The sequence below is a fragment of the Streptomyces sp. NPDC005925 genome (assembly GCF_040638805.1).
In the GTDB taxonomy this organism is placed as follows: domain Bacteria; phylum Actinomycetota; class Actinomycetes; order Streptomycetales; family Streptomycetaceae; genus Streptomyces.
The window spans coordinates 355,150-367,472 of the sequence record NZ_JBEXVL010000003.1 but is presented as its reverse complement, the minus strand read 5'-3'; the positions used below and the strand labels follow the sequence as shown (position 1 = coordinate 367,472).

6 protein-coding genes are annotated in these 12,323 nt (G+C 71.0%); 4 read left to right on the top strand and 2 right to left on the bottom strand.

What is annotated here, in order from left to right; genetic code table 11:
* Nucleotides 1–16: 16 nt before the first annotated feature.
* Nucleotides 17–595: a GNAT family N-acetyltransferase gene (locus ABZ354_RS06855; RefSeq protein ID WP_358653703.1), complete on the bottom strand. Its 579-nt coding sequence runs from the start codon at nt 593–595 to the stop codon at nt 17–19.
* 314 nt (nt 596–909) lie between these two features.
* On the opposite strand from ABZ354_RS06855, the gene secA reads away from it, so the two are divergent.
* Complete coding sequence (gene secA, locus ABZ354_RS06850; RefSeq protein WP_358653701.1) at nt 910–3,723, top strand: preprotein translocase subunit SecA; 2,814 nt, start codon at nt 910–912, stop codon at nt 3,721–3,723.
* Nucleotides 3,724–4,383: 660 nt separating this feature from the next.
* On the opposite strand, the gene ABZ354_RS06845 is transcribed toward secA, so the two are convergent.
* A complete protein-coding gene (locus ABZ354_RS06845; RefSeq protein WP_358653699.1) occupies nt 4,384–5,040 on the bottom strand; it encodes an Rv3235 family protein in 657 nt (218 codons plus the stop codon).
* 331 nt (nt 5,041–5,371) lie between these two features.
* Between ABZ354_RS06845 and ABZ354_RS06840 the strand changes: the two genes are divergently transcribed.
* From ABZ354_RS06840 to ABZ354_RS06830, 3 genes are all read left to right on the top strand, one after another.
* Nucleotides 5,372–5,887 carry a hypothetical protein gene (locus ABZ354_RS06840; protein ID WP_358653697.1) on the top strand — a complete coding sequence of 172 codons (516 nt, stop codon included), beginning with the start codon at nt 5,372–5,374 and terminating at the stop codon, nt 5,885–5,887.
* A 50-nt stretch (nt 5,888–5,937) separates the two neighbouring features.
* The gene (locus tag ABZ354_RS06835; protein WP_358653695.1) at nt 5,938–6,603 is read left to right on the top strand and encodes an HAD family hydrolase; all 666 of its coding nucleotides are present in this window, start codon (nt 5,938–5,940) and stop codon (nt 6,601–6,603) included.
* A gap of 591 nt (nt 6,604–7,194) precedes the next feature.
* On the top strand, nt 7,195–12,141 hold the full coding sequence (locus ABZ354_RS06830; RefSeq protein ID WP_358653693.1) for an NAD-glutamate dehydrogenase: 4,947 nt from the start codon (nt 7,195–7,197) through the stop codon (nt 12,139–12,141).
* Nucleotides 12,142–12,323: the final 182 nt, after the last annotated feature.

The window sequence follows — 12,323 nt, the reverse complement described above, 5'->3', positions numbered from 1 at the left end:
GAGCTGCGGAAACCCGTCACGGGGCCCGCGTGGCAGCGGGAAGGTACGGTGCCGTCGACGGCAGCCCCAGGTCCGACGGGAGCAGGGAGCCGACCCAGCAGTCGCGTCGTACGCCCTTGTTGTTCACGGCGGCGCGCAAGGTGCCCTCGATGGTGAAACCGGTGCGTTCCGCGACCGCGCGGGAGGCGTGGTTGCCGACCTCGGCACGCCATTCCAGACGGTCGATCCGCAGGTCGGTGAACGCCCAGCGGGCGGCGGCGAGCGCGGCCTCGGTGACGTAGCCCCGGCCGCGGTGCTCCCTGGCGGCCCAGAAACCGATCTCGGCGGCGCCCAGGGAGAGCATGGTGATGCCGAGCATGCCCGCCAGCGGTCCGGCGGACGGGAAGAGACCGAAGGTGAACATCGACTCGTTGGCCCAGCCGTCGGGCACCTGCTGCTCCGTGAAGCTCCGCGCGTGCTCGGGAAGGTACGGCGAGGGGATCGTGGTCCAGCGCGGGATGTCGGGCTCCTGGACAGCCGCGTGCACCGCGTCGGCGTCCTGCGGACCGACCGTGCGCAGCAGCAGACGGTCGGTGGTCAGCGTGACGGGTTCCATCAGCCGATTCTGCGCATCCCCGCGCCCGGGCGCCACGGCTGACCGGGCGCTCGCGGCGGGTGAGCGTGTGATCACGTTTCGCGCACATCGCCGTCGGAGGGCGGCACCATCCGAGGGTCCCGGACGTTGTCCATGGTGAAGCCGCCACGAGAAGCAGACAAAATTCAGACAAAAGCAGACGCAAGGCGCCTCACGGTCGCCGTCGTGCCAGGCCTCCCGGTGCGCCGGGGTCCTCGCATACGATGGCCGTTGCTCAGTACGTCACATACGGAAACCGACCGTCCCAGGCCCGACCGGCAAGGAGACCAACCCCCGTGTCCGTCCTCTCGAAGATCATGCGTGCAGGCGAAGGCAAAATCCTGCGCAAGCTGCACCGCATCGCGGACCAGGTCAACTCCATCGAAGAGGACTTCGTCGACCTCTCCGACGCCGAGCTGCGGGCCCTCACCGATGAGTACAAGCAGCGGTACGCGGACGGCGAGACCCTGGACGACCTGCTGCCCGAGGCGTTCGCCACCGTCCGCGAGGCCGCCAAGCGCGTCCTCGGCCAGCGGCACTACGACGTCCAGCTGATGGGCGGCGCCGCCCTGCACATGGGCTACGTGGCCGAGATGAAGACCGGTGAGGGCAAGACCCTCGTCGGCACGCTGCCCGCGTATCTGAACGCGATCTCGGGCGACGGCGTGCACATCGTCACGGTCAACGACTACCTGGCCGAGCGCGACTCCGAGATGATGGGCCGCGTCCACAAGTTCCTGGGCCTCGAGGTCGGCTGCATCCTCGCCAACATGACCCCGGCCCAGCGCCGCGAGATGTACGCCTGCGACATCACGTACGGCACGAACAACGAGTTCGGCTTCGACTACCTGCGCGACAACATGGCGTGGTCCCAGGAGGAGCTGGTCCAGCGCGGCCACAACTTCGCCATCGTCGACGAGGTCGACTCGATCCTCATCGACGAGGCCCGTACGCCGCTGATCATCTCCGGTCCGGCCGACCAGGCCACCAAGTGGTACGCCGACTTCGCGAAGCTGGTCACGCGCCTCAAGCGCGGCGAGGCCGGCAACCCCCTGAAGGGTCTCGAGGAGACCGGCGACTACGACGTCGACGAGAAGAAGCGCACGGTCGCCATCCACGAGTCCGGCGTGGGCAAGGTCGAGGACTGGCTGGGCATCGACAACCTCTACGAGTCGGTGAACACCCCGCTCGTGGGTTACCTGAACAACGCCATCAAGGCCAAGGAACTCTTCAAGAAGGACAAGGACTACGTCGTCATCGACGGCGAGGTCATGATCGTCGACGAGCACACCGGCCGTATCCTCGCCGGCCGCCGCTACAACGAGGGCATGCACCAGGCGATCGAGGCGAAGGAAGGGGTGGAGATCAAGGACGAGAACCAGACGCTCGCCACGATCACCCTCCAGAACTTCTTCCGCCTCTACAGCAAGCTCGCCGGCATGACCGGTACGGCGATGACCGAGGCCGCCGAGTTCCACCAGATCTACAAGCTCGGCGTGGTCCCGATCCCGACGAACCGGCCCATGGTCCGCAAGGACCAGTCGGACCTGATCTACCGCACCGAGGTCGCCAAGTTCGAGGCGGTCGTCGACGACATCGAGGAGAAGCACCGCAAGGGGCAGCCGATCCTCGTCGGCACCACCTCGGTCGAGAAGTCCGAGTACCTCTCGCAGCAGCTCAGCAAGCGCGGCATCCAGCACGAGGTGCTGAACGCCAAGCAGCACGACCGGGAGGCGCAGATCGTCGCCCAGGCCGGCCGCAAGGGCTCCGTGACGGTCGCCACCAACATGGCCGGCCGTGGTACGGACATCAAGCTCGGCGGCAACCCCGACGACCTCGCCGAGGCGGAGCTGCGCCAGCGCGGCCTCGACCCCGAGGAGCACATCGAGGAGTGGGCCGCCGCGCTGCCCGCCGCCCTGGAGCGGGCCGAGAAGGCGGTGCGGACGGAGTTCGAGGAGGTCAAGGAGCTCGGCGGGCTCTACGTCCTCGGCACCGAGCGGCACGAGTCGCGGCGTATCGACAACCAGCTGCGCGGTCGTTCCGGCCGTCAGGGCGACCCTGGCGAGTCCCGCTTCTACCTGTCGCTGGGCGACGACCTGATGCGCCTGTTCAAGGCCCAGATGGTCGAGCGCGTGATGTCCATGGCGAACGTCCCGGACGACGTGCCGATCGAGAACAAGATGGTCACGCGCGCGATCGCGTCGGCCCAGTCGCAGGTCGAGACGCAGAACTTCGAGACCCGTAAGAACGTCCTGAAGTACGACGAGGTCCTCAACCGGCAGCGCGAGGTCATCTACGGCGAGCGCCGCCGCGTTCTGGAGGGCGAGGACCTGCAGGAGCAGATCCAGCACTTCATGGACGACACGATCGACGCCTACATCCAGGCGGAGACCGCCGAGGGCTTCCCGGAGGACTGGGACCTGGACCGGTTGTGGGGCGCGTTCAGGCAGCTCTACCCGGTGAAGGCGACCATCGAGGAGCTGGAGGAGGCGGCCGGTGACCGCGCGGGTCTGACCGCCGAGTTCATCGAGGAGTCCGTCAAGGACGACATCCACGAGCAGTACGAGGCGCGTGAGGAGCAGCTCGGCTCCGAGATCATGCGTGAGCTGGAGCGCCGGGTCGTCCTGTCGGTCCTGGACCGCAAGTGGCGCGAGCACCTCTACGAGATGGACTACCTCCAGGAGGGAATCGGCCTGCGCGCGATGGCCCAGAAGGACCCGCTGGTCGAGTACCAGCGTGAGGGCTTCGACATGTTCCAGGCCATGATGGACGGCATCAAGGAGGAGTCCGTCGGCTACCTGTTCAACCTGGAGGTCCAGGTCGAGCAGCAGGTCGAGGAGGTCCCGGTCGAGGAAGCCCGTCCGGAGGAGCCGGCGAAGCAGGACGCGGTGCCGACGCAGGGCGGCGGGCGCCCGGAGATCCGCGCCAAGGGCCTGGACGTGCCGCAGCGGCGGAACCTGCACTTCTCCGCGCCGACCGTCGACGGTGAGGGCGGCACCATCGAGGGTGACTTCGCCACGGACGACGAGCCCGTGCGTTCCCCGGCCGACGGCCTCACGCGCGCGGAGCGCCGCAAGCAGGCGAAGGGCGGGCGGCGCCGCAAGAAGTGACATTCGCCCGGCGCTCCGCGAGGAGCGACGGGTGAGGAGGGCCGGACGCCGTGAGGCGTCCGGCCCTTTGTCGTGCACGGCGGGGCGCCCGGCGTCGGTCCGGCCGGGCGCGGGGCAGGCCCGGGTCCGGCTCCGGACCAGCTTCGGCCCAGGCAGGCCCAGGCACGGCCCAGGCACGGCCCGGCTCTGGCCCAGCCCCGGCCGCGGCCCAGCCCCGAGCTCCGGGACCCGCGCCCCGGGACCCGCGCTCCGGGACCCTCGATCCGGCGTTGGTGGGCCCGGGGTTGGCTTCAGCTTCAGCTTCGGCTTCGGCTTCGGCTTCGACTCCGGCCCGGGCCGTCGCCATCGCAATTGCCCGCGCCATCGCCCGCGCCCGCGCCATCGCCCGGGCACGACGCAGGCCCCCTTCGATCCCTCGCCCCTTGGCGGGGCCCGGGTCCGGTCGTCAAGGCGCTCGTGGCGTGGGCCGGGCCCGGGCTTCTGGTGTGCGCGGTGAGGGCGAGTCCGGTCCTCCCGCGCCGCGCCTGAGCGGTGTCGGCCGCCTCCCGTCACGTCGTCCTGTGGTGGGGGTGGCCCGGCCCTGTCGTCGTTCGTGTGACGGCCGGGCCCGGCCCGGGAGGGTGGAATGGTCGGCAGACGTGGCCCGGCCGGGTGTCCGGGTCAGTCGTTTGCGGTGCGGGGTGGGCGGGGACCGCCCAGTTCGACCGCTGTGCAGCGCCAGCGCAGGTCGCGGCCCTGTTCCAGGCGGAAGGCCATGGCGCGCAGGCGGTCGCCGGCGCCGATACGGGCGAAGGCCTCGATGGCGCCGGGGCGGGGTTCGAAGTAGCCCACGTCGCGGATGACGGGGAGTCGGCCTCGGGTGCGCAGCGGGGGGCGCTCGGCGAGCCGGATCAGATCGTCGTAGGCGGTCCCGGCGGTGTGCCGGAGCATCCAGTGCACGGGACGCCGGCCGCTGAGAACGGCGAGGAGACGGTCCGCGAAGAGGTCCGTGGGCTCGGGCTGCGGGACGGGGCTGCCGGACGCCCGGCCGGGGGCGGCGGAGGGAGGGGGCGACGGACTCACGGCCGGTGCGGCGCGGCGGGTGGTGGTGAGGGCGGTCGGCGGGCGGGTTCCGGCGGCGCCGGTGGGCGGGCGGGTGTCCGTCGGCCTCGGGGCCGGGCGGCGCGGGGAGCCCGGCGGGCGGTCGTCCGGAGCCGCGGTGCGGGCCGGGCCCGCACCCGGGGTGCGGGGCGGCGTGCTGGAAGGACGGCGGGCGTCCGGGCGGCCCGGTGGGCGTGTGGACGGGCGTCGTCGGCTCCTGGTCATGACCTTGATCATGTGGGTCCCCGTTCGGCGGGCCCGGATATATACCGGGCAGTAACTTCCTGTGGGGTGATCTTTACGGGGTAGGGGCCGCATTCGGCAAGGCGGCCGTGGGTGGGTCCGAGTGCCCCGGGGGAGTCACCTGTCCGGGTGACGGCGGCGGTGTCGAGGCCGCCCTGTCGCGGGTGCACCGGGTGAATCCGTGGCCCGGGGTGGACGGTCCGGAGGGTGTGGGGAGGGACCCGAAAGGGGACCCCCGCACGTATCCTGGGAGGCCCTCCGGGTGACGCGGAAGCCCTCGCCGGCGCCGCGGAGCACCCTGCGACCACGACGAAAGCGGCCAGACATGCGCGTCTACGTCCCCCTGACCCTCCCCGGCCTCGCCGAGGCGCACAAGACGGGTGAGCTGGGGGCCGGGGAGCTGACGGCGTACGCGGTCACGCCCGGGCTGCGCGAGTGGTACCTCTCCGACAACCTCGAGGAACTGGAGTACGCGGCCCTGAACCGCGCCGCCCTCGCCTCCCTGCGGCTGCTCGCCGCCGACCCCGCGGCACCGCGCCGCCGGGTCGTGGTCGCCGTCGACGTCCCCGACGGCGCTGCGAGCGCCGACCCGGACCGGGCCCTCGACCCGGCCGCGCTCGGCGAGGTGCGCGTCGCGGGGCCCGTACCGCCGGCCGCGGTGGCGGCGGTGCACGCGGACGGGGACGACGCGGAGGCGGACGTGGCCGCCGCCGTGCGGGCGCTGCCGACGGCCGACGGCGGGGACGGCGACGCGCAGTTCGTCGTGGACGGCGCCGAGGACCACGAGCTGCTGTGGTTCGCCGCGCAGGAGATCCCCGGCCTGGTCGGCCCCGGCAACTGACCGGCCCGCGGCCGCCCCCGATTGTCAGTGGCGGCGGGTACTTTTCCTCCATGGGGAAGAGGACAGGGGCGCACATCGTCTGGGACTGGAACGGGACGCTGTTCCACGACCTGGACGCGATCATCGGGGCGACGAACGCGGCCTTTGCCGAGCTGGGCCTGACACCGATCACGCTGGAGCAGTACCGGGAGCTGTACTGCGTACCGGTGCCGAGGTTCTACGAGCGGCTGATGGGGCGGCTGCCCACCGACGCGGAGTGGCGGGTCATGGACGAGACCTTCCAGCGGTACTACACCGAGCACCGGGTGGGGTGCGGGCTGACCGACGGGGTGATGGAGCTGCTGACCGGCTGGTGTTCGGCCGGACACAGCCAGTCGATCCTCAGCCTGTACGGGCACGAGGAGCTGGTCCCGCTGGTCAGGGACCTCGGGATCGAGGGGTACTTCATACGTGTCGACGGGCGGACCGGGCCGTCCGGGGGCGGCAAGGCCGAGCACATGGTGCGGCACCTGGGAGCCCTCGCCGGCGTGGATCCGGCGCGCACGGTCGTGATCGGGGACGCCGCCGACGACGCGCTCGCGGCGAGACACGTCGGGGCGAGCGCGGTGCTGTACACGGGGGGATCGCACAGCCGGGCCAGCCTCGAAGCGGTGGGCGTACCGGTGGTGGACACGCTGGCGGAGGCGGTCGCCGAGGCGGAGCGGCTCGCCGCCTGACGCGCCCCCTGCGGGCGGGCGCGGGCGCCCGTTCGCGCCGCGGGGCTCCGTGACGGGACTCGTGCACCCGTGCGGCAGGACCGCGCGCGGCCCGTGGACGTACCCGGCGACGGGCCGCGCGGACCGGCGGACGCACCCCGTACGACAGGACCGCGCCCCTGCCCTCTGTGCAGAACGTCAAACTTCCGACCCCGGTTTTGTACACATGCGGCTCATGACGGGGGCCCCGTCATGAGCGATAGCCTGGTGGCGTGATCAGCGCGATAGTTCGCGGGGGCACCGTCGCCCCTGCCCTGCGCCCGGACCGCACGGATGACATCCGTGACCGGGCGGCGGTCGCTGGTCTTCGCGGGCGGGAGGGGACATCGAGGTTCCCCGAGGCGCCGGACCCCGCCGGGGCGGTGGCGCCGCAGAGAGCAGCGTCACACCCGTCGGACGCGTCGAAGTTGGCTGACAAGCCCCCGCTCCTCTCACCTTGCGGCATAACGTCGGCTCCGACCGGACACCCCGTGTCGAGGCGTAGCCCCGCAAGGGCAGAGACCGTACTTCCTTCTACGTCACGCAACGGCGCGCGACAGGAGTCAGAGGACAATGCAGACCAAGCTGGACGAAGCAAAGGCCGAGCTGCTCGAAAGGGCTGCCCGGGTAGCTGAGAACAGCCCGGTCGGGGGGAACCTACCGACTGGGAAGACGACGAGCGAGGGCCCGTCCGGCCCGGACCACGCGTCCGTGCTCGCGTTCCTCCAGCGCTACTACCTGCACACCGCACCGGAGGATCTCGCCGACCGCGACCCGGTCGACGTCTTCAGCGCCGCCGTCTCCCACTACCGGCTGGCCGAAAACCGCCCGCAGGGCACGGCCAGCGTGCGCGTGCACACCCCGACGGTGGAGGAGAACGGCTGGACGTGCAGCCACTCCGTCGTCGAGGTCGTCACCGACGACATGCCCTTCCTCGTCGACTCCGTGACGAACGAGCTGACCCGGCAGGGCCGCGGCATCCACGTCGTCATCCACCCGCAGATCGTGGTGCGGCGCGATGTCACCGGCAAGCTGATCGAGGTGTACTCCGACCGGCCCAGCGGCGACCTCCCGCACGACGCGCACACCGAGTCCTGGATCCACGTCGAGACCGACCGCGAGACCGACCGCGCCGACCTCAAGCAGATCACCGCCGATCTGCTGCGCGTCCTGTCCGACGTCCGCGAGGCCGTCGAGGACTGGGAGAAGATGCGCGAGGCGTCCGTCCGCCTCGCCGGTGCGCTGCCCGACGAGCCCGTCCCCGGCGACCTGGACGAACCGGAGGTCGAGGAGGCCCGCGAGCTGCTGCGCTGGCTCGCCGACGACCACTTCACCTTCCTCGGCTACCGCGAGTACCAGCTGCGCGAGGACGACTCCCTGGCCGCCGTGCCGGGCACCGGCCTCGGCATCCTGCGCGCCGACCCGCACCACGCCGAGGAGGAGAGCCACCCCGTCAGCCCCTCCTTCGAGCGGCTGCCCGCCGACGCCCGCGCCAAGGCCCGCGAGCACAAGCTGCTGGTGCTGACCAAGGCCAACAGCCGGGCCACCGTGCACCGGCCGTCGTACCTGGACTACATCGGCGTCAAGAAGTTCGACGCCGACGGCAATGTCGTCGGTGAGCGGCGCTTCCTCGGGCTGTTCTCGTCCGCCGCGTACACCGAGTCCGTGCGGCGGGTGCCCGTCATCCGGCGCAGGGTCGCGGACGTGCTGAACCGGGCCGGCTTCTCGCCCAACAGCCACGACGGCCGCGACCTGCTGCAGATCCTGGAGACCTACCCGCGCGACGAGCTGTTCCAGACGCCCGTCGACGAACTCCAGACCATCGCCACCTCCGTGCTCTACCTCCAGGAGCGCCGCCGGCTGCGTCTCTTCCTGCGCCAGGACGAGTACGGGCGCTACTACTCGGCGCTCGTCTACCTGCCGCGCGACCGCTACACCACCGGCGTCCGCGTCAGGATCATCGACATCCTGAAGGAGGAGCTCGGCGGCATCAGCGTCGACTTCACCGCCTGGAACACCGAGTCGATCCTGTCCCGGCTGCACTTCGTCGTCCGCGTCCCGACGGGCACCGAGCTGCCGGAGCTGTCCGACACCGACCGGGAGCGCATCGAGGCGCGGCTCGTGGAGGCCGCCCGGTCCTGGGCCGACGGCTTCGCCGAGGCCATGGTCGCCGAATGCGGCGAGGAGCGCGGGGCCGAACTGCTGCGCCGGTACGGCAACGCCTTCCCCGAGGGCTACAAGGCCGACCACTCCCCGCGCGCTGCCGTCGCCGACCTCGTCCGCCTGGAGCAGCTCAAGGCCGACGAGAGCGGTCAGGACTTCGCGCTCAGCCTGTACGAGCCGGTGGGCGCCGCCCCCGACGAGCGGCGCTTCAAGATCTACCGCAAGGGCGACGCGGTCTCCCTGTCCGCGGTGCTGCCGGTGCTCCAGCGGCTCGGCGTCGAGGTCGTGGACGAGCGGCCGTACGAGCTGCGCGGCACGGACCGCAGTGTGGCCTGGATCTACGACTTCGGCCTGCGCATGCCCGGCTCGCTCAGCGGCGTCGACCACATCGGCGACGACGCCCGCGAGCGGTTCCAGGACGCCTTCGCCGCCACCTGGACCGGCAGGGCGGAGAACGACGGCTTCAACGCCCTCGTGCTGAGCGCCGGACTGACCTGGCGCCAGGCCGTGGTCCTCAGGGCGTACGCCAAGTACCTGCGCCAGGCGGGCTCGACGTTCAGCCAGGACTACATGGAGGACACCCTCCGCAACAACGTCCACACCACCCGGCTGCTGGTCTCGCTGTTCGAGGCGCGGATGGCGCCCGAGCGGCAGCGCGCCGGGCACGAGATCGTGGACGCCCTGCTGGAGGAGCTCGACGCGGCCCTCGACCAGGTGGCCTCGCTCGACGAGGACCGCATCCTGCGGGCCTTCCTCACCGTCATCAAGGCGACGCTGCGCACCAACTTCTTCCAGTCGGCGAGCAGCGGCCGACCGCACGACTACGTGTCGATGAAGTTCGACCCGCAGGCCATCCCCGACCTCCCGGCGCCGCGCCCGGCGTTCGAGATCTGGGTGTACTCGCCGCGCGTCGAGGGCGTGCACCTGCGGTTCGGCAAGGTCGCACGCGGCGGTCTGCGCTGGTCGGACCGCCGGGAGGACTTCCGTACGGAGATCCTCGGACTGGTCAAGGCGCAGATGGTGAAGAACACCGTCATCGTGCCGGTCGGCGCCAAGGGCGGTTTCGTCGCCAAGCACCTGCCCGACCCGGGCGTGGACCGGGACGCGTGGCTGGCGGAGGGCATTGCCTGCTACAAGACGTTCATCTCGGCGCTGCTCGACATCACCGACAACATGGTGACCGGCGAGGTCGTGCCCCCGCAGGACGTCGTCCGGCACGACGAGGACGACACCTATCTGGTGGTCGCGGCCGACAAGGGCACGGCGACGTTCTCCGACATCGCCAACGAGGTGGCCCAGGCGTACAACTTCTGGCTGGGTGACGCCTTCGCCTCGGGCGGCTCCGCCGGGTACGACCACAAGGGCATGGGCATCACCGCGCGCGGCGCCTGGGAGTCCGTCAAGCGGCACTTCCGGGAGCTCGGCGTCGACACGCAGACCGAGGACTTCACGGTCGTCGGCATCGGCGACATGTCCGGTGACGTGTTCGGCAACGGCATGCTGCTGTCCGAGCACATCCGCCTGGTGGCCGCCTTCGACCACCGGCACATCGTCATCGACCCGAAGCCCGACGCGGCCCTCTCCTACGCGGAGCGCCGCCGCCTGTTCGACCTGCCGCGCAGCTCCTGGGCCGACTACAACACGAAGCTGCTCTCCACGGGCGGCGGGATCTTCCCGCGCTCGGCCAAGTCGATCCCGGTCAACGGCCACATCCGCGAGGCCCTCGGCATCGAGGCGGGCGTCACCAAGATGACCCCGGCCGACCTGATGAAGGCGATCCTCAAGGCCCCGGTCGACCTGCTGTGGAACGGCGGCATCGGCACGTACGTCAAGGCGTCCACCGAGTCGCAGGCCGACGCCGGCGACAAGGGCAACGACGCCATCCGCGTCGACGGCAGGGACCTGCGCGTCAAGGTCGTCGGCGAGGGCGGCAACCTGGGGCTGACCCAGCTCGGCCGGATCGAGTTCGCGCTGCACGGCGGCCGGATCAACACCGACGCCATCGACAACAGTGCCGGCGTGGACACCTCCGACCACGAGGTGAACATCAAGATCCTGCTCAACGGGCTGGTCACCGACGGCGACATGACGGTCAAGCAGCGCAACAAGCTGCTCGCCGAGATGACCGACGAGGTCGGGAACCTGGTGCTGCGCAACAACTACGCGCAGAACACGGCCATCGCCAACGCGCTGGCCCAGTCCAGGAACATGCTCCACGCCCAGCAGCGCTTCATGAAGTACCTGGTGCGCGAGGGCCACCTGGACCGGGCCCTGGAGTTCCTGCCCACCGACCGGCAGATCCGGGAGCGGCTCGGCGGAGGGCACGGCCTGACCGGCCCCGAGACGGCCGTCCTGCTGGCCTACACGAAGATCACGGTCGCCGAGGAACTGCTGCACACCTCGCTGCCCGACGACCCGTATCTGCGCGGCCTGCTGCACACCTACTTCCCGACCGCGCTGCGCGAGAAGTTCACCGAGCAGATCGAGAACCACCCGCTGCGCCGCGAGATCACCACGACCGTGCTGGTCAACGACACGGTCAACACGGGCGGTACGACGTATCTGCACCGGCTGCGGGAGGAGACCGGCGCCTCGCTGGAGGAGATCGTCCGCGCGCAGACCGCCGCCCGGAAGATCTTCCGCGCCAACGAGGTCTGGGACGGGGCGGAGGCACTGGACAACGAGGTCGAGGCCGGCGTCCAGACCCGCATCCGGCTGCACTCGCGGCGGCTCGTGGAGCGCGGCACGCGCTGGCTGCTCAACAACCGGCCGCAGCCGCTGGAGCTCGCGGAGACCATCGAGTTCTTCGCCGACCGGGTCGAGCAGGTGTGGACGCAGCTGCCGAAACTGCTGCGCGGCGCGGACCTGGAGTGGTACCAGGGCATCCACGACGAGTTGTCGGACGCCGGCGTGCCGGACCCGCTCGCCACGCGTGTGGCCGGTTTCTCCTCGGCGTTCCCGACGCTCGACATCGTGCTGATCGCCGACCGGATGGGCAAGGAGCCGCTGGACGTCGCCGACGTGTACTACGACCTCGGTGACCGGCTGTACATCTCGCAGCTCATGGACCGCATCATCGAGCTGCCCCGCGAGGACCGCTGGCAGTCCATGGCCCGCGCGGCGATCCGCGAGGACCTGTTCGCGGCGCACGCGGCCCTCACGGGTGACGTGCTGGCGGTGGGCAACGGCTCGTCGACGCCGCAGCAGCGGTTCGAGAAGTGGGAGGAGAAGAACGCGGCGATCCTGTCCCGGGCCCGCTCCACCCTGGAGGAGATCCGCAGCTCCGAGGCGTTCGACCTGGCCAACCTGTCGGTGGCGATGCGGACGATGCGGACGCTGCTGCGTACGCACCGGTAGCCGTTCACGTCATCGATGACACCTGGGGCGCCCCGAGCCGAGTCCGCAGCCGGCCGGGGCGCCCTTCGGCGTCCCGGGGGGACCGTCCGGGCGGGTCCGCGCGGACTCCCGGCCGCCTCGGCCCTTCGCCCCGACCAGCTGGCGGGCACCGCGCGGCTACGCCCGTCCGGGCCGCTCCGGGT

What these genes read in the sequence shown, in the direction of transcription:
- ABZ354_RS06855 (WP_358653703.1), bottom strand. Translation starts at nt 595, where the DNA reads ATGGAACCCGTCACGCTGACCACCGACCGTCTGCTGCTGCGCACGGTC.
- ABZ354_RS06840 (WP_358653697.1), top strand. Translation starts at nt 5,372, where the DNA reads ATGCGCGTCTACGTCCCCCTGACCCTCCCCGGCCTCGCCGAGGCGCAC.
- ABZ354_RS06830 (WP_358653693.1), top strand. Translation starts at nt 7,195, where the DNA reads ATGCAGACCAAGCTGGACGAAGCAAAGGCCGAGCTGCTCGAAAGGGCT.
- ABZ354_RS06845 (WP_358653699.1), bottom strand. Translation starts at nt 5,040, where the DNA reads ATGATCAAGGTCATGACCAGGAGCCGACGACGCCCGTCCACACGCCCA.
- ABZ354_RS06835 (WP_358653695.1), top strand. Translation starts at nt 5,938, where the DNA reads ATGGGGAAGAGGACAGGGGCGCACATCGTCTGGGACTGGAACGGGACG.